Annotated in this window: 19 protein-coding genes; 1 reads left to right on the top strand and 18 read right to left on the bottom strand. The window is 39.0% G+C overall.

Annotated elements, in window-relative coordinates:
- Position 1: 1 nt before the first annotated feature.
- From RZN25_13175 to RZN25_13165, 3 genes are read right to left on the bottom strand one after another with little or no spacing between them, the layout of a single operon-like run.
- On the bottom strand, positions 2-1249 hold the full coding sequence (locus RZN25_13175; protein MEQ6377767.1) for a Ger(x)C family spore germination protein: 1248 nt from the start codon (positions 1247-1249) through the stop codon (positions 2-4).
- Positions 1246-2328, bottom strand: coding sequence for a GerAB/ArcD/ProY family transporter (locus RZN25_13170; GenBank protein MEQ6377766.1), 1083 nt, complete (start codon positions 2326-2328; stop codon positions 1246-1248). The genes RZN25_13175 and RZN25_13170 overlap by 4 nt, the downstream gene beginning before the upstream one ends.
- A gap of 10 nt (positions 2329-2338) precedes the next feature.
- On the bottom strand, positions 2339-3823 hold the full coding sequence (locus RZN25_13165; GenBank protein MEQ6377765.1) for a spore germination protein: 1485 nt from the start codon (positions 3821-3823) through the stop codon (positions 2339-2341).
- Between the two features lie 413 nt (positions 3824-4236).
- Here RZN25_13165 and clpP point away from each other — a divergent pair, with 413 nt between their 5' ends.
- The gene (clpP, locus tag RZN25_13160; protein ID MEQ6377764.1) at positions 4237-4827 is read left to right on the top strand and encodes an ATP-dependent Clp endopeptidase proteolytic subunit ClpP; all 591 of its coding nucleotides are present in this window, start codon (positions 4237-4239) and stop codon (positions 4825-4827) included.
- Between the two features lie 282 nt (positions 4828-5109).
- Here the strand turns inward: clpP and RZN25_13155 are convergent, their stop codons facing one another.
- From RZN25_13155 to RZN25_13085, 15 genes are all read right to left on the bottom strand, one after another.
- Positions 5110-5367, bottom strand: coding sequence for an HPr family phosphocarrier protein (locus tag RZN25_13155; GenBank protein MEQ6377763.1), 258 nt, complete (start codon positions 5365-5367; stop codon positions 5110-5112).
- A 134-nt stretch (positions 5368-5501) separates the two neighbouring features.
- Entirely contained in the window at positions 5502-6446 is a 945-nt protein-coding gene (whiA, locus tag RZN25_13150; GenBank protein MEQ6377762.1) for a DNA-binding protein WhiA, read from the bottom strand.
- 17 nt (positions 6447-6463) lie between these two features.
- Positions 6464-7429 (bottom strand): YvcK family protein, encoded by a 966-nt coding sequence (locus RZN25_13145; protein ID MEQ6377761.1) that lies wholly within the window; start codon positions 7427-7429, stop codon positions 6464-6466.
- Between the two features lie 3 nt (positions 7430-7432).
- The gene (rapZ, locus tag RZN25_13140) at positions 7433-8317 is read right to left on the bottom strand and encodes an RNase adapter RapZ (protein ID MEQ6377760.1); all 885 of its coding nucleotides are present in this window, start codon (positions 8315-8317) and stop codon (positions 7433-7435) included.
- 18 nt (positions 8318-8335) lie between these two features.
- Positions 8336-8800 (bottom strand): 8-oxo-dGTP diphosphatase, encoded by a 465-nt coding sequence (locus RZN25_13135; GenBank protein MEQ6377759.1) that lies wholly within the window; start codon positions 8798-8800, stop codon positions 8336-8338.
- Positions 8801-9872: 1072 nt separating this feature from the next.
- Positions 9873-10820, bottom strand: a complete 948-nt coding sequence (gene trxB, locus RZN25_13130; GenBank protein MEQ6377758.1) for a thioredoxin-disulfide reductase — start codon at positions 10818-10820, stop codon at positions 9873-9875.
- Between the two features lie 116 nt (positions 10821-10936).
- Positions 10937-11935, bottom strand: a complete 999-nt coding sequence (locus RZN25_13125; GenBank protein ID MEQ6377757.1) for a tetratricopeptide repeat protein — start codon at positions 11933-11935, stop codon at positions 10937-10939.
- A 294-nt stretch (positions 11936-12229) separates the two neighbouring features.
- A complete protein-coding gene (gene hisIE, locus RZN25_13120) occupies positions 12230-12868 on the bottom strand; it encodes a bifunctional phosphoribosyl-AMP cyclohydrolase/phosphoribosyl-ATP diphosphatase HisIE (protein MEQ6377756.1) in 639 nt (212 codons plus the stop codon).
- A complete protein-coding gene (gene hisF, locus RZN25_13115; GenBank protein MEQ6377755.1) occupies positions 12865-13623 on the bottom strand; it encodes an imidazole glycerol phosphate synthase subunit HisF in 759 nt (252 codons plus the stop codon). The genes hisIE and hisF overlap by 4 nt, the downstream gene beginning before the upstream one ends.
- A complete protein-coding gene (hisA, locus tag RZN25_13110; GenBank protein MEQ6377754.1) occupies positions 13613-14353 on the bottom strand; it encodes a 1-(5-phosphoribosyl)-5-[(5-phosphoribosylamino)methylideneamino]imidazole-4-carboxamide isomerase in 741 nt (246 codons plus the stop codon). Before hisA ends, hisF begins: the two co-directional genes overlap by 11 nt.
- Before the next feature lie 140 nt (positions 14354-14493).
- Complete coding sequence (gene hisH / locus RZN25_13105) at positions 14494-15126, bottom strand: imidazole glycerol phosphate synthase subunit HisH (GenBank protein MEQ6377753.1); 633 nt, start codon at positions 15124-15126, stop codon at positions 14494-14496.
- Complete coding sequence (gene hisB, locus RZN25_13100; protein MEQ6377752.1) at positions 15127-15720, bottom strand: imidazoleglycerol-phosphate dehydratase HisB; 594 nt, start codon at positions 15718-15720, stop codon at positions 15127-15129.
- Between the two features lies 1 nt (position 15721).
- Entirely contained in the window at positions 15722-16993 is a 1272-nt protein-coding gene (gene hisD / locus RZN25_13095; GenBank protein MEQ6377751.1) for a histidinol dehydrogenase, read from the bottom strand.
- Between the two features lies 1 nt (position 16994).
- Positions 16995-17630 carry an ATP phosphoribosyltransferase gene (gene hisG, locus RZN25_13090; protein ID MEQ6377750.1) on the bottom strand — a complete coding sequence of 212 codons (636 nt, stop codon included), beginning with the start codon at positions 17628-17630 and terminating at the stop codon, positions 16995-16997.
- Entirely contained in the window at positions 17623-18741 is a 1119-nt protein-coding gene (locus RZN25_13085; protein ID MEQ6377749.1) for an ATP phosphoribosyltransferase regulatory subunit, read from the bottom strand. Before RZN25_13085 ends, hisG begins: the two co-directional genes overlap by 8 nt.
- Positions 18742-19018: the final 277 nt, after the last annotated feature.

Genomic DNA, 19018 nt, shown 5'->3' with positions numbered 1-19018 from the left:
ATCAATCCCTAATCTCATTTAAATTTGAATTTTTAATTAGTTTTCCATAGGTTAATTGGTTCAAGGAGTAATTAATATTCACTTTTGCATGAGGATATATTTTTTTATTCCAATCCGCTTTTTCATATTCTTTAATTGTTTTAAAATATTTTCTAACATAGAGTGACCAGTAAAACGGTTCTGCTCCATATACCTCTTGAGTCTTTTTGACAAGTTCCTCTGACTTTTTCTCCAAACTCTCTTCAATAGTCTTTTTTAAAAGCTCTTTATTCTTTTGGTTAGTAAAATAATTGATAAGACTCGGGACTGCCAGAAGTTCCAAATTAAAGGGCACATCTACATTAATTGTTGCTTGGTTGTTTTTATCTAGCTCAATTTTAATCTCTGCTGAATCCAAAGGCATAAACCGTGCTGTAATTCGAAACTCCTCTGATTTGGGATCTTTATACGTTCCTAGACCAAATACATATTTTTGTGTGTTATCTAATAGGATGGCTAGACGTGTTTCCTCGCCAGTTAATGTATCAATCATTTGCCCTTCCTTAAATACAGCAGAGCCTATGAACTGAGTTTTTGATCCAGCTTGAATTGGAACTTCACCTGCAACATATTCATCCTCCAAACCATTCTTATTCCCCTGCTCTGGAGTAGCGGTAGCATAAGCTGCCAAAAACAGATCAGCGTCCCCTTCTGTAATTTGAAAAAATCGATGAAGGTCAGCGTCTGGTATAAACCCCTGTTGAGCTGCATCTTCCATTATAAAACGAAAGTATTTATGGGGCCTTGTTTCTGTAGTTGGGTTATTATTTCTGAGGAATTCACTTGCTCTTTCTTTGGAAACAACAATCTGTAACCCGCGGCGAAGCTGCCGATCACGCGAAGCAGCCTGGATAACATTAATAAATTTTTTTGAACGAGCCAACTCCTCAGATACAACCAATATGTTCGTATGATCAAACGTAAGTTGACGAGACACCACTGTATTAGCGGTGCTTCGAGCCGCAATTAAATCATTAGCTCTAATCGTAACCGTTTCCTTTGGCGGCTCACTGGACTGTCCACCCCCTAATGCAATGGAACTTGATTCGGGATTGGCAATTTGCATAGAAATATCAAATTGATTGCTTTCTTTGTCCTCTGGTAAATCAAGCCCAAGGGCTATTACATAGGCCTTCTCTTCCACCTCTGTACGATCAAAGCATCCCGATAAAATCGTTAGTAACAACAAACAAACTATTACCTTTTTCATGTTGATAAATCTCCTTTAATCTTCGATACACTCCACAATAAAAATGGAAGAATAAAATAAAAGAGAGTCATCCCATTCATAATATAATCCCGAACAATAAGTGTGTTTTCAATAGAATCATGAGGAACTATCCCTACCACAACTGCTAAGAAACCAATTGAAATCAATAATGGCTCAAAATCTTTTATTTTAAACAGTTCTCCAAATATCCATGCCACTATATATAGCAAAAACACATACCGAATCATCATGGTAAATAACCAAAAAAACATAAAAAATGTTTCTAAATTCGTAACGAAAGTTCCAAAGGAAACATAGCGAGTCATTTCATGAAACGGTGAAGACACATTATCAATAGACTTATAATCAAACACAACACTATAAACTAAAAAGAAGAAAGTGACTTCAATCAAGGCAGTAAAGGACCCAAAGACCGTTGCACCAACAAAGGATTTCCTAGATTTCATCTGATTATATGCAACTACAACTAAGAAAACGTCCGCAAATAAAGAGCCCTTTTTGGCTCCTTCTACTACAAGCACCCATAAACCATCCCCCCAAATGGGAAAAATACGATTCCATATGGCTTCCTGCATGATGAGGATCGCTAATAAGAATACACTTATTTTTATGTAAGGAACCACAATCCAGGCGGTATTTGCAATGTTTTCAAATCCCTTCCTAGCCCCAACAATACAAATAAAAATGAGAATGCCGTACATCACAATGATTGGTGAATTAGGAAAATACATTTTACTCAATTCATCTATTGTTGTACGACTGTATGAAAATAGCTCAGCAAAGACAAGCAAACACAGTAAGATAACAACAAATCCACCAACATATTTTCCTAAAATTGTTTTTATTAGAGTAACCAGATTTTTATCTTTATATTTTTTTAATAAATACAATAAGACCAATAAGGAAGGAAGCATGACTACAAACGCAACCACTGGCATTTGCCAAAAGGCATTCTTTCCTGATTGTGCCAGAATAGTAGGAGTCGTGTCAGCTAGATGACTCCCTACCACAAGCAAAATTAATGCATAGATTTCCTTTCCTTGAATATTACCCTTCATAAACGATCTCCTATTTTTTAGTAGAATCTTTTGGATTCAAATATAGAGGACGCCATTTTTCAGACTTAACACTTCTTCTAAACATGGTTCCTTTTGAGGATCTTTTCGAGATTGGTAAAATAGCCAAATAAGGAACACCAAAAGAACGTATGGAAGTTAAATAAATTGTCCAAAGAAGAAATGCTCCGCAAAGTCCAAAGAATCCAAAAACAGCAGCACTAACTATAAAAAGAAAGCGGCTAATTCTCATGGCATAATTAATGCTTACATCGGATAATGCAAATGATGATAATCCACTAAGAGCTACAATAATGACGACGATAGGGCTAACAATATTAGCCTCTACGGCTGCCTGGCCTAGGATTAGGGCACCGACAATCCCAATCGTTGGACCAAGAGGACTTGGAATTCGCAGTCCTGCCTCCCTTATAATTTCGAAGGCTAATTCCATCATTAATATTTCAAAAAAGATAGGAAAGGGTACCCTTTCTCTTGAAGCTGCAATGGCAAATAGGAGGTCTGGTGGAATCATCTCGCTATGATAATTTGTAACTGCCACATAGATTGCGGAAACAAAGATGGTAATAAAAAAAGAAATAAGTCGAATGATCCTTGAGAAATTACCAAACATAAAACGCAGGTAGTAGTCTTCTGGGTTCTGCAAAAATGCCCAAAATGTAACCGGTAAGATAAGACAGGCGGATGAATTATCCATAAGTAAAACTATATATCCATCTTCTAGATACCATGAGGCTCGATCAGGTCGTTCCGTATATAGAATGGTAGGCATGATCGAATTTGGATTATCTTCAATATGTTGTTCTAATAACTCAAGATTGCGTACATTATCATCCTTGATTGTAGAAATCCTATCCTTTACATTTTGCAGAATATCTTCGTTCACAAGATCCTTAATATACAAAATATCTAACGCATTTTTAGAGCGCTCTCCTAGAATAACCTTTTCTGAAATTAAATCTTTGTCGTGTATATTTTTTCTAATCAATGATAAGTTTGTACTTAAAGATTCAGTAAAAGCTTCTTTGGGGCCTTTGACCAAATTTTCATTTTCAGCCTTCTCAATCGCACGATGTTCGTAATTGGTTAAGTCCAACTCCAATCCGTACTCTTGATCATCGACTAACAAGATTACTTTTCCGCTGTTCACAGAATCAACTAATTCATCGAAATCATCTATTTTTTTCAAACTATCAATGTATAGGTTAGATTCAATTCTTTCCATTTTATTTTCTAATAATGGTTTAATGACCTCCCTTTCTAACCTCTTTACGTCTGTAATAGATTGATAAAAAAACAGCTGTCCTTTCAGACCTGAATTTTTGTTTTCGACAGATCTTGATATAAAGTCAGCATTAATGTCTTCAGAAAATAATTGGTGGACCTTATCTATATTTCTTTTAAGACTTTTATCGAGCTCTACTTTCGAAGTGGAATTCTTATTTTCATTCGTTCCCTTTTTTAAAAACCAAAACAATTTTCTCACCCCAAATCTACCTATCCTACATAATTTGCCCAGCGTAGGTTGAAAATATGTACTTTGTTCCGGACTAAGATAATGGAAAACTGTATATTCCAACGAAGAATTGGCAATCATGCCTAGAGAAGATAAATTCTAAACGGTCGAAAAATTGAATACATTGAATAGAATCTATTTTTTTACATGGGTGGTAGAAATTTGTCCTTGCCAAGCAAAAAATTTAGAAACGATTGCAGGAAAAAGGGGAGAGTATAAAGAAGCATACAATAAGGAATACATATTATGTGGTTCACTTAAATTACGAAGGTCTAATCAGTAAGGTTAATTCTTTGACCTTTATTGACCAAATGTGTATGATAAGTTCATAGCATAAGCATTTACAAAAAAACATTTTGAGGAGGGGTATTTCCATGAATTTAATACCTACAGTTATTGAACAAACAAATCGTGGAGAACGTGCCTATGATATTTATTCACGATTACTTAAAGATCGAATCATTATGCTTGGAAGTGCAATTGATGACAATGTAGCGAATTCAATCGTTGCACAGCTACTATTCTTAGCAGCTGAGGACCCTGAAAAAGACATCTCCCTATACATTAACTCTCCGGGAGGATCCATTACAGCAGGCATGGCAATTTATGATACGATGCAATTCATTAAGCCGAAAGTATCTACAATCTGTATCGGCATGGCGGCTTCTATGGGGGCATTTCTACTAGTTGCTGGGGAACCAGGTAAACGATTTGCATTACCAAATAGTGAAGTCATGATCCACCAACCACTTGGTGGAACTCAAGGTCAAGCATCTGATATTGAAATCCATGCAAGAAGAATTATTGAAATGCGTGAAAAACTTAACCAAATTCTATCTGAACGTACTGGTCAGCCTCTTGACGTTATCCAACGCGACACAGATCGTGACAACTTCATGAGTGCAGCAAAAGCTGTAGAATATGGATTAATTGACAAAGTAATGGAAAAAAAACTAACTGATTAGTAAGAAAAGCGCAAGCGCCCTCGATCATCGACGTAAGGCGGTGAGGCCCACAGGATGTGGGTCACGTAGGCGTTGCCAATCATTTCGGAGGGACGAGTAATCGCAGTCCCAATACGATGTCGTTGCTTTAACCTACGATCCTCCGAAATTTCTTATCTTGTAATAAAAGACGAGTCCCATTTATTGGAACTCGTCTTTTTTGTTTTTACAAAATGAAAACAAAGTGTATTTGCTTGTTCATCAAATCACAATTAGTATTATACTTACTCTGCTACTAATCAGTTATGATACGGGTGTACTTACAAACTTTGATAGCACCTCAATTGCTTGTTCCTCATCTTTGCCCTCTGCAATTAGAGTGAATGTTTCACCGGGCCCTAGGGCAATGCTCATTAATCCCATAATACTCTTTGCATTCGCTCGCTTAGAATCCTTTTCAATAAATATCTCAGAAGAAAATCTATTAGCTTCTTGAACAAACTGAGCTGCCGCGCGGGCTTGTAGTCCCGTCTTCAAGTCAATTTTAATTTCCTTATCCATATTTCTCCTCCTCCCTGAAAGAAAGCGTTATCAATCAAACTAGAAAAAACAAGGCCCATTTCTGAGCCTAAGTTAAATTTTCCCTCGAATAATTTTAGAAAATTATATCAGAAAAAGCATGAAATGAAAAGGTGTTATTCATGAATAATATCTCCTTTTCTAACTTTTTCAGCAAATTCATCGATCTTACGTAAACGGTGATTTATACCCGATTTACTAATGGGTGCAGACATAAGTTCACCCAATTCTTTTAATGTTACATCTTGATGTTTTACGCGAAGCTCTGCAATCTCACGAAGTTTTTCAGGAAGAGCTCCTAAACCAACTGTGTTTTCTATATACTTTATATTTTCCACTTGACGAAAAGCTGCACCAATCGTTTTATTAAGATTAGCAGTCTCACAGTTCACCAAGCGATTGACTGAATTTCTCATATCTCTCATAATACGAATATCCTCAAATCGTAACAGCGCTTGATGGGCTCCTATATTTACTAGAAACTCTGTAATTTTCTCTGCTTCCTTAAGATAGCAAATGTATCCATTTTTCCTTTCAAGAGATCTAGCATGTAACTTAAATGAGTTCATTAACTTACACAATGCCTCGTTGTGTTCCTCATAAATTGTAAAGATCTCTAAATGATAGGAAGAAGTTTCTGGATTGTTAACAGAACCACCCGCCAAAAAAGCTCCTCGAAGGTAAGATCTACGGCAACATTTTTTCTTTGTAAAACTAGGAGAAATTGTTCTCACTAGTTCAAATGGCTCTCTTAAAATTTCTAAGTCTTTAAGCAAACTGCGAACACCTTCTTTTAGTCTTACGATATACACATTGTTCTTTTTTAATCTCATTTTTTTACGAACCAACAGTTCTATTGGATGGAAATATATCATTTTAATAAGGGTGTAGATTCGGCGTGCTATCGCAGCGTTTTCGGTTTGTACGTCTAGAACATATTGATGATTGGATAAGGAAACAGAGCCATTCATCCGAATCAGTGCTGCTAATTCTGAACGAGCACAGCACATGTCAACCGTAACATTGGTCAATTCTTTTTTTGTCTCTGATGCAAACGACAAATTCAACACCCCCCTACCTAAGTTTTTAGTAGTAACTGATAAATAAGCTTCGAAATCTTTTCTGTATTATGACGAAGTAATCCTTTTTTAGACAATTCAATGATATCTTCCTCAATAACTTCAATTCCCATTTTCTTTAATCGGTCCGTATCATAAATAACAGGCTCTGAATTTTCTACTGCATAACGTTTTCGAATATCTAAGTCAATGGGACGATTATGAACAATAATTCCACTTACACAATCAGTTCCAACATGTTCCTCAATAGCCTCAATATGATCAGCAGCTGAATACCCATTCGTTTCTCCATCCTGAGTCATGACATTACATACATAAACCACTTGTGCATTTGTATTTCTCATGGCGTCCGCAATTTGTGGAACGATCATATTAGGCAAAGTGCTGGTATACAGGCTCCCTGGTGCTATAACAATAAAGTCCGCGTTTTGTATAGCTTCCACAGCCTCAGGTAAAGGTTGAACGGGCTGAGGACTTAAAAAGACACGCTTAATTCTCTTTTTAGCTTTGGGGATATTTGATTCTCCTGATACAAAAGTACCGTCCATCATTTCTGCATGCAATACCATATTCTGATTAGCAATGGGTAGGATAGTCCCTTTCACATTTAATACTCTTGAAATTTCCTTAATTCCATTATAAAAATCCCCTGTTATGGCGGTCATTGCAGCAAGGAGTAGATTACCTAAGGAATGGCCAGATAATCCATTACCGTTTTTAAAACGATGCTGAAAAAGTTCTAGGATCATTGGTTCTGCCGTCGATAAGGAAGCAATAACATTTCTAATATCTCCTGGTGCTGGAATTTCCATCTCATCACGAAGTCTTCCCGAGCTTCCTCCATCATCCGCTACCGTAACAAGCGCGGTAATATCTATCGGGTAATTCTTTAAGCCTCGTAACAAGACGGGTAATCCTGTACCCCCGCCAATTACAACAATTCGGGGTACTTCCTTCTTTGTCATTCACTACAAACCCTTTCTCTTATCAATATCACGATGAGTGACATGGGTGATATAATCCTTAGAAAAATGTTTAGCCGTATATTCAGCAAGTGCAACCGATCGATGTTGTCCACCTGTACACCCAATCGCAATTACTAACTGACTTTTTCCCTCTCTTTTATACTGAGGAAGCATAAATTGAAGCAAATCAAAAAGCTTTTCTATGAACTTATGTGTTTCTGTCCATTTAAAAACATAAGATGCAACATCCGAATCCAGTCCAGTGAGTGGTCGCATATGTTCTACATAGTGTGGATTTGGCAAGAAACGAACATCAAACACGAGGTCTGCATCAATAGGAATCCCATGCTTAAATCCAAAGGATATCACATTTACGGAAAAAACCTGTTGTGTTTTCTTAGAATAGGAGGAAAGGATTTTTTCACGTAACTCTCTTGGCTTTAATTGTGTTGTATTTATAATACTTTGAGCTCTTCCTTTCAGTTCCTCAAGAATCACTCTTTCCTGGCGAATCCCTTCTAAAGGGGTACCCTCAGGTGCAAGAGGGTGAGAACGACGTGTCTCTTTATATCTTGTAACCAGAGTTTGGTCATCAGCATCTAAAAATAAAATATGTTCTTGTAACCATTCTTCATTCGCAAGCTTATCTAATGCTCCAAACAATGAATCAAAAAACTCTCTACCTCTTAGATCCATTCCTAAAGCCACTCTTTGAATGTCATGTTTTGAATCCTTCATGAGTTCTAACAACTTTGGCAACAAGGCCGGTGGGAGGTTATCAATACAAAAGAATCCCAAATCCTCAAAGCTTTGGATAGCAACCGTTTTTCCTGCTCCAGACATACCCGTAATAATCACTAGTTGTGTTTCTTCGCTTACTTTTGTCATGTGTAACCCCTCCTAATCCTATGGTCTTGGCGGATCTAAATCAATGGAAATTAATGTGAAATCTTCTGTGTATGTAAAAGTCCCATAAATGAGCTGATTGCTTTCTAATATATGGTCAAAGATATGATAATCACCTGGTGCCATAGGCAAATCGGAATAAGCGTTCATTGGTACCCATTCCAACTTACCTTCTTCACTATGTTCTAACAGCTGTCCCGAAAATTCTTCACAGTAAAAAGTAAACATCATCCACTCATCAACAACTTTTCCTTGCTCCTCGATAATGACTGTGAAAGCACCTCTTAATTGGGGATCTTGAAGGACTAATCCCGTCTCCTCCTTGAATTCCCTTGTTACAGATTGTTTAATGGACTCCGTCACCTCCATTTTTCCTCCTGGCGCTACATACCACCCTCGACTAGGTTTTTGAAGCATCAGAAGGGAACCATTATAATTTAAAATACAATTCGTTATTCTCTGCATCAACACCCCAACTTTCTTTGACTCATACTATTATTATACATTAAAAAGAAACCCGTAGGCGACTTAAGGGACCCGAACATTTAATGATGTTTGGGGGCTCCAAGTGTCAGGACAGGCCCTTGTGTGGGGGCTTTTTTAAGATTTGACGATTAAAAATGCTTTTGAGCTCTTCCACCTTGTGAAACTCAATTATAATGCTCTTATTATTCACTTTCGGGCTCCGTCACCTTATGAAACTCAATTAAAACGCTCTTTTTATTCACTTTCGAGCTCTATCACCTTGTGAAACTCAATTATAATGCTCTTTTTATTCACTTTCGGGCTCTTCCACCTTATGAAACTCAATTAAAACGCCCTTTTTATTCACTTTCGGGCTCCGTCACCTTGCAAAACTCAATTATAATGCTCTTTTTATTCACTTTCGGGCTCTATCACCTCGTGAAACTCAATTAAAACGCTCTTTCTATTCACTTTCGGGCTCCGTCACCTTGTGAAACCCAATTAAAACGCTCTTTTTATTCACTTTCGGGCTCCGTCACCTTGTGAAACTCAATTAAAACGCTCTTTTTTTTCACTTTCGGGCCTTATCAAACAGCAAAACTCAATTAAAATGCTCTTTTTATTCACTTTCGAGCTCTATCACCTTGTGAAACTCAATTAAAACGCTCTTTTTATTCACTTTCGAGATCTATCGCCTTGCTAAACTCAATTAAAACGCCCCTATTATTCACTTTCGAGCTCCGTCACCTTGCAAAACTCAATAAAAAGGGCAAGCAAGCTTCACCAACTAGGATGAACAATTTAATGTTTTATTTTCATGGGATCCAATACCCCACCTACTCTTTTCATTTCACTTAAAACTTGAGGTGGGGGTATGACTGCCCGTTCGTGTGGGATAAGCAAAAAAAATCAGCGCAGACCAAGGGGCCTACGCTTTCAAAATATATCTATTAAAAGGGGGTCAATTCTATGTTTATTATTGTACCCCATAAATGTTTCATACATGTTACAACAGAGTTAAATTGCAGTTACTTTATATCTCTTGCTTTGAAGAAGTACTTGGACAACTGTACTACTTAGCTGCTTTTAATTCTTCTAACAGATTTTCAATATAATGTTGAGCAGATTGAGCCGCTATACTTCCGTCACCTGTAGCTGTTACAATTTGTCTTAATTCCTTTTCACGGATGTCACCAGCAGCAAAAATACCTGGTACTTGTGTTTCCATTTTTTCATTAGTAACAATATATCCTTCTTCATTAGTAATTCCTAAAGATTCGAAAGGTTTGCTTAATGGAACCATACCAATATAAACAAAGACACCATCAATTGGAGCATCGTAAGTTTCATTTGTTTCCCTGTTCTTTAGGGTCACACTTCCTACTTTTCCATCCTTCTCGCTGATTTTTTCAACGACTGTATTCCAAATGAAATCAATTTTCTCGTTATCGAATGCACGTTGCTGTAGAATTTTTTGTGCTCTCAATTGATCTCTTCTGTGAACAATGGTTACTTTTTTTGCAAAACGTGTTAGATAGACACCCTCTTCCACGGCAGAGTCTCCACCACCAATGACGAAAAGCTCTTTCTCTTTAAAGAAAGCACCATCACAAACAGCACAATAAGAAACTCCACGGCCACCAAGTTCTTGTTCTCCTGGAACCCCCATTTTTTTATATTGCGCACCAGTTGTTATAATGACCGCACGTGCTTTATATTCTTTACTCCCAGCCACAACGGTCTTATATTCTTTTCCATCCTTGACCTCTTTAATATCTCCATAAGCATATTCTGCTCCAAATTTTTTGGCATGGTCAAACATTTTGGTAGATAGTTCTGGGCCAAGAATATGATCATACCCTGGATAATTTTCTACTTCTTCTGTGTTTGCCATCTGGCCACCTGGTACACCTCTCTCAATCATCAAGGTGTCTAGATTAGCACGAGACGCATAAACGGCAGCTGTCATTCCAGCTGGACCTGCACCCGCAATAATAACATCATAAATACGTTCTTCCACAAAATCAGCCCCTTTTCGGCAATGTATCTTTTTTCTATAACCCCTATAGTATCAGTTATACCCCCGGGGGTCTATTTATATGCTCTATAACCAGCTTAATAGTCTAAATGTCTTCGTTACCATTCCCAAGGTCCTTTCTTTTGCGATAAGCAAGGGAATTTCTTCAAGCCCTCTTCCCATAGCTCAAGTGCTTTAGATAGGTGACCCGTTTTATAAGCTGATATACTGAACCATTGAAAATAGGATCGATATTCTTTAAGGTTCCTTTTTTGAAGTATTAAAAAACGGTCATATGCTTCTTTATAATATCCTACCTTCGCTAAGGTAACTGCTACTTTTAATTTTTGTCCATCATGCATAGGATATACTAGTTGAAGAATCTCCATGTGATTCTTCGCTTTCTCGGATTGCTCTAAATAGTAAAATTGAGCAAGATTACAATGACTATGAAGGGATCCCGGTTCATTTTCAAGCCAAGTCTCTTCAAGCTTAATTGCTTCATCTTTATGACCCAACTGGAAAATTACATAAGCATAATCGTGTTTAACAGAGACCTGATCGGGATATAACGCTAGCATTTCATTGAGTATAGGAAGGGCTTCTTTCCAATTTTCCCGTTCCATGTGATAAAAAACAGATTCCTGATGCATGAGGAGTTCGTCCTCTTCTTGAAACATCCAATCTTCATCCATTTCTTCCTCGTTTAACTCTATTAACTCTAATAACTGGCTAGCATCCTCTACAAACTCGCCATCATTCTCTGTGTCTAAATATTTTTTTGAATACTTCTTAGCTTCATAAAACAAACCAAGATGCGCGAAATTATTAGCTAACAAATAATAACAATCACTATATTCTTCCTGATAATCTTCTAGGACTTCATTAAGAAGTTGATTAGCGACATGATAGGAGCCCATCTCTGTGTGTAATACTGAAAGCTGACACTTAAACAGTGGTTCACTAGGAGCTAATTCGACTGCCTTAATAAACGCCTTCTTTGCTTTAAGGAAATCACGCTTTTGGAAAGCTTTGACTCCTTTGTGGAAGTAAAAATTGGCATCTTGTTGAATAGAAACTATTTTATTAACATTTTGTTTTTGGCTTAGGGATGACATTGTGATAAAATCCTCCTGACTACGCGTTGACATTATAACACACGTATGCACAGAAAAAAATTATAAAGTAAAACGAATCAGTTTCCGTCCCCACTGATTGTTAGCACCCACCTAAAGGGCCTTGAACCAATCGGACATGAACGGGCAGCCAATCATGAAGCAAGCTTCACCAACAAGGATGAAAAATGTAATGTTTTATTTTCATGGGAGTAGTACCCCCACCTCAAGTCTTAAGTGAAAAGAAAAGAGTTGGTGGGGGGATTACCGCTCGTTCATGCGGGATAAATGTCACAACTATTTTGATTGATGGCGTTCTTCTAAAACTTGTAAGACTCGATCAATTGAAAGCTTTTCTTCTGTCATTAGAAGTAAGGTGTGAAACAATAGATCCGCAGCCTCCCAAGCCATTTCCTCTTGGTCATGATTTTTGGCAGCAATAACCACCTCACCCGCTTCTTCAATTACCTTTTTCCCGATTCGATCGACTCCACCTTTGAAAAGGGAAGCGGTGTAGGATCCTTCTGGCAGCTCCTGCTTTCTTTTTGCAAGTAAAGATTCTAGTTCATTTATAATGGCGTAACGGTCCTCTATTGCAACTGTCTCATTCCCATACACGGTCTTATCAAAGCAAGAATAGCTTCCTGTGTGACAGGCAGGACCTGCTGGATCAACTAAAACAAGTACAGCATCCTGGTCACAGTCATATTTTATGGATTGCACTGTTTGAGTGTTGCCTGACGTCTCTCCTTTATGCCAAAGCTCCTGCCTTGAACGACTAAAGAACCACGTTTGACCTGTCTCAATTGTTTTAGTTAACGATTCTTTGTTCATATAGGCAAGGGTCAGCACTTCTTTACTAGCACTATCCTGAACAATAGCAGGAACTAATCCCTTTTCATCAAATCGAACTTCTTCTATCCACTTTTGGTTCATCGCACATGAACTCCCTTCTCCTTTAACTGTTCCTTAACAGCTTGAATGGATGTTTCTTGATAATGAAAAATCGAAGCCGCTAATGCTGCATCGACTTGGGTTTCTTGAAATGCATCTACAAAATGCTCGGCACTTCCTGCTCCTCCAGAAGCAATGACAGGAATGGTTGCAATTTCCTGAACAGCTTTCAATAACGGTAAATCAAAACCTTTTTTCTCTCCGTCTTGATCCATGCTCGTTAAAAGGATTTCACCTGCACCCAGTTCTTCTATTTTACGAACCCATTCAATCAACTCATATTGTGACTTTTTTCTTCCTCCATGCGTATAGACATACCATTTACTTTCTTCTGGTTCAAACTTTGCGTCTATAGCAACAACGATACATTGCTTTCCAAAAAAGTCAGACCCTTCTTTGATAATAGAAGGATTTTCAATAGCAGCTGTATTTAATGAGACCTTATCTGCACCGGCTCTCAGTACTCTTTTCATATCCTCTAAAGTACGAATTCCTCCTCCCACCGTAAAAGGAATAGCCAGTTCTGCTGCAACCTCTCGCACAACATCAATCATGGTTTCCTTTCCTTCATGTGAAGCTGAAATATCTAAAAATACAAGTTCATCCGCCCCTTGCTTATCATACACTTTAGCAAGTTCAACTGGGTCGCCCGCATCGCGCAGATTAACAAATTGTATCCCTTTTACGACTCGGCCCTCTTTAACATCAAGGCAGGGTATAATTCTTTTAGTCAGCATGGCTATCCACCTCATTCATAAGCTTGCGGAGGTTAACTGCACCTGTATAAAGGGCTTTCCCAATAATCGCACCCTCCACCAATTTTCTTGGATAAGTAGACAGTTCCTCCACATCCTGTTGCCCACGAACACCTCCCGAAGCAATGACAGGAACCCCCGTTTCTTCTGCCAATTCAGTGATTGCCTGTACATTCGGACCTTGCATCATTCCATCTTTAGATATGTCCGTGTAGATATAAATGGAAGCTCCAGCCTGTGCATATTCTTTTCCCAATTCTACTGCTGTGACCGAAGAAGTGTCATACCACCCATGAGTAGCAACAAATCCGTCTTTCACATCTAATCCTATGGCGATTTTGCCAGGATATTTTTTCAGCAATTCTTTGGTTAGTTCTTTATTAGAAACTGCAATACTTCCAATAATGACCCTATCGGCCCCTTGTTCTACGTAAAAAGCGACATCTTCTTCTGAACGGATTCCTCCCCCAATTTGCACTTTTACAGGAAGTTCTTTTGCCACTCGAAGTACATGCTCCGCATTGATTCGCTTTCCATCCCTTGCTCCATCAAGATCCACCATGTGAATCCATTTGACGCCAGCCTCTACAAAGGTTTTGGCCATATCAAAGGGAGAATCTCCATATATGGTTTCTTTAGCATAATCTCCTTGCAAAAGACGTACACATTTGCCGCCTCGCATATCAATCGCCGGATATATTCCGATATCCATGGTATCCCTCTATTTCAAATTTTTTTAACAGATAGGAAAGTATAAAACTTTCCTATCTGCATAAGTGCAACTAAGCCATTCGCCACAAAGGCTTGGCGAATGCCAAGTTTTCTAAATAAATGCATGTTTATCTATTAGCATTAAGCCTTTTTATTCTGAACAAAATCGCAATAGTTCTCTAAGAGCTTCATTCCTGTTGCTCCACTTTTTTCAGGGTGAAACTGTGCACCAAAAACATTCCCTCTGCCTACAACACCTGGCACCTTCGTTTCATAGGTAGCAGAAGCAATCGTCAATTCAGGGGTAGTCTCGGCCAGATATGAATGTACAAAATACACATAGCCTTCTTCTGTATCTTTCACAATAGGCGAATCGGGTTGTTCAAAGGTCAAACGATTCCATCCCATATGAGGCACTTTATAGCGGTTCCCCTGACCATCCATTCCCCGAAAAGGAATAATCCTTCCTTCTAGAAGACCCAGCCCCTTCGTAGGCTTTATTTCTTCACTTTCCTCAAAAAGAAGCTGCATTCCAAGGCAAATTCCAAAAAGAGGTGTCCCATTAGCTGCTTTTTCTTGAACCCAGTCCACCAGTTCTTGCTCGTAAAGGGCCTTCATTGCGTCAGGAAATGCACCAACGCCTGGTAGAAGAAGTCCATCAGCTTTCTCCAGCTCCTTACGATCTCCACTTAAAAAAGCTGGGAAACGGAGTCTCTCGAAGGCTTTTTCCACACTGTAGAGATTGCCCATGCCGTAATCTATAATCCCAATCATTTATCCTAAGCTTCCTTTCGTAGAAAGTATACCTTGAATTCGCGGATCAATTTGCGTAGCTTCATCCAACGCCCTAGCTATAGCCTTAAACATAGCCTCCACGATGTGATGGGTATTGCGGCCATGGTGAACAACTATATGCAAGTTCATACGAGCTTCCAAAGCGAACTTCCAAAAAAACTCGTGGACATTTTCCGTATCAAAAGTTCCAAGTTTAGTGGAAGGTAACTCAGCCTTCCACTCCAAATGTGGACGATCACTTAAATCAACAGCCACGGTCACCAGAGCTTCATCCATCGGAATGGTAGAGGAACCGTAACGTTTAATTCCTTCTTTTGTTCCAAGGGCCTGTTTTAAAGCCTGACCTAAACAAATCCCAAGGTCCTCCGTTACGTGGTGGTCATCCACCTCCACATCCCCTTTAGCCTTAATATTTGTAGTAAAAAAGCCGTGCTTCGTAAAAAGCTCCATCATGTGAGCCATAAAAGGCACCTGGATATCTAGCTCTGATTTGCCATCTCCATCAATAAACAGGTTAACCTCTATTTGCGTTTCCCTTGTTTGACGATTAATATAACTGCGACGTTCTTCCACTCTAGTTCCCTCGCTTCCTGATTTCAACAGCTCTCGCGTGAGCTTCAAAGCCCTCTAAGCGAGCAAAGTCTGCTATCTTTTCATAGTTTTCCTTCCACGCTTGTTGACTATAATAAATGACACTTGATTTTTTCATAAAGTCATCCACATTAAGAGGACTTGAAAATCTAGCTGTTCCATTCGTAGGTAAAACATGATTCGTTCCTGCGAAATAATCACCGACAGGCTCTGAGCTGTATTTCCCTATAAATATAGCACCAGCGTGCCGAATTTGATCTAAGTAGGTGAATGGTTCTTCTACTAAAACTTCTAAGTGCTCCGGCGCCAACTGATTAACTACATCAATAGCTTCCGTTAAATTCTTGCATAGTACGACTCCTCCATAATTTTCAACAGAAGTTCTTGCAATAACCTCTCTAGGCAAGGTACGAAGCTGATCTTCAACCTGCTGTGCAACCTCATGACCTAATTTTTCAGAGGTAGTAACTAGAATGCTTGATGCGCGTTCATCATGTTCTGCTTGAGAGAGGAGGTCTGCTGCAATTTCAGTAGAGTTGCCTGTTTCATCTGATAAAACTACAATCTCAGATGGACCCGCGATCATGTCGATATCAACATCTCCAAAGACCTCTCTTTTGGCAAGTGCAACATAAATATTTCCAGGTCCTGTAATTTTATCGACGGGAGTAATGGTCTCCGTCCCATAAGCTAGTGCGGCAACAGCCTGTGCGCCTCCCACCTTATAGATTTCCTTAACTCCTAAAAGGCAGGCGGATGCAAGGACTCCCTTGCTCAAGTTCCCATCTTTATCAGGTGGAGAAACCATGACGATCCTTTCTACCCCAGCGACCTGAGCGGGAATCACATTCATCAAGACAGAGGAAGGATAAGCTGCCGTGCCACCAGGAACATAAACCCCAACTGAATCAAGAGGGGTTACTTTCTGCCCTAGCATCGTTCCATCGTTTCGAGTCATAAACCATGATTGCCGTTTTTGTTTTTCATGATATTCTCTTATATTGTCTATAGCCTCTTGGATTGTTTTGATCATGGAAGATGGAAGAGTTTCTATAGCAGCCTGAATTTCCTGCTCGCTCACACGAAAATCATCTAACTCTGCCTTGTCCAGGATTTTTGTGTAATCTTTTAGTGCAGAATCTTTCCTTTTTCGTACATTCTCAATGATCGATTGAACAGATTTTCGTTGTTCTTCGCTGCCCGTATCTATTTTTCGCTTTAATACGTCCAATTCATTAGGACTTATGATTTTCATCTTACCACCCTCCTCTGATTTGGTTTCTCAATTTCTCCACCATCGGATCTATGAGCTTCCCTTTAAAACGATAACTTACTGGATTGGCTATAAATCTTGAGGTAATAGAAGTTGTTTTTTCATATTCTACAAGTCCATTTTCCTTTAAGGTTCTACCCGAAGAAACAATGTCAACAATTCGATCTGCTAGCCCTATAAGGGGAGCTAATTCAATCGATCCGTTTAGAGGAATGATTTCGATTTGTTCCCCCTGTTCACGGAAATATTGGGAGGCTACATTCGGATATTTTGTTGCAATTTTTGGTGCGATCGAATTCATGGGTTGATTAGGAAGGCCGGCCACAGCCAAATAACATGGACTAATTTCAAGGTCCAATAATTCATACACGTCACGATCCTGCTCCAAAAGAACATCCTTCCCGGCAATTCCAATGTCTGCAGCTCCGTATTCAACATAGGTGACTACATCCATTGGTTTCGCCATCATATACCGAATATTTTGCCCCGGGAGATCAAGAATGAGCTTACGAGAGGACTCTGGGTCATCTGGAACGGCATAACCTGCTTTTTTCAGTAAATCTGCCGCCTCCTCAAAAATTCGACCCTTAGGCATAGCAATGGTCAATGGACTATTCATGGTCCTCCCCCTTTCTTTGGATGATCACACGTTTTCCTTCTGAACGGGACTGCTCGGCTGTTTTTACAGCTTTAAGAAATTCCTGTTGATTTTTAAAGTATAAGACTTCGGGTTTTTCTTGGGATTCTTGCTGGCCTAACGCCTCAATTACATCATCTAAGTGAATGGCAAATCCAGTGGCCGATGTATTCGATTGAAAAGCAGGGAGTAGCTGATCATAACGACCACCGTTACAAATTAATCCACCAAGCCCTGGGGCATATCCTTCAAATAAAATGCCTGTATAATAGCTCATATGGCTGACCAGGGTTAAATCATATTCCATGACATCGGTAACTTCATAGCCTTTCAAGACTCCCTTTAAAGCTCCTAATTCTTCAAGAGCTTCTACCATTTTTTCATTAGATAGAGCCACCTGTCTAGCACGATCAATTAAGTCGCCATTTCCTTTCAAAGTGAGCAATTGCAAGATGCGATCTTTATCTTGTTGGTTAATAGATTGATGTTCTAATAACTCCTCAAAACCGACACGATTTTTTCTATGGAGAAGATGAATAAACTTTTCAATAATTTCTTTATCCTCTGGAAAGACTTCATCCAGAAGCCCGCGGACGAAACCAATATGTCCGACTGTAATTTGATAAGCAGGGAGCCCAATTTTCTCGAGTGACTTGGCAAGAAGTGCGATGACTTCTCCATCGCCATAGATCGATGGGTCTCCTATTAACTCAATGCCCACTTGCTCAAATTGGGCAGGACGTCCGCCCTCGAACTGTTGAGCACGAAAAACAGGACCTGCATAAGCTAAGCGATAAGGCATCGGCTGGTCTTTCAATCTTGAGGCAGCCACTCGTGCGATGGGTGCTGTCATATCCGGGCGCATCACGAGAGTATGTCCCTGTTGATCCAATAATTTAAAAAGCTGTTGATCCTGTATGGCACTTGCTCCCCCAACAGTCTCGTAATATTCCAAAATGGGCGTATCAAGATAATGATACCCCCAGCTCCCTAACTGTTCAGATAGAACATTCCTTACTCTTTCTTTTTGCTGATAGAGTTCTGGCAATGTATCACGCATGCCTAATGGCTTTTCAAACATTTGCTTCTTCATCGACAAAACAACCTTTCTTTTGTTAAAGTTCATTGTAATGAACATTTTTCAAAAAGTGAAATGATGATCATTTTTGGTGTTGTATTTTCTATTGTATTTCACTTTTGCTTTAATACTTTACCATGCTAATATGCTAACAAACTAAAGATTGTGAGTCAACGGATTTGCGTTGATTTATTTTCTGATTTTGTTTGGAGATGAATAATGGAAACATACGCGCAAAAATGGGGGAATCTTGAGATATGATTGGTGGCTCCTGCGCATAACGGGAAAATGT

It is taken from the genome of Bacillaceae bacterium S4-13-56 (assembly GCA_040191315.1).
Classification (GTDB): Bacteria; Bacillota; Bacilli; order Bacillales; family JAWJLM01; genus JAWJLM01.
Note: the sequence above shows the minus strand (reverse complement) of the source record. Positions and strands in the feature narration are given on the sequence as shown.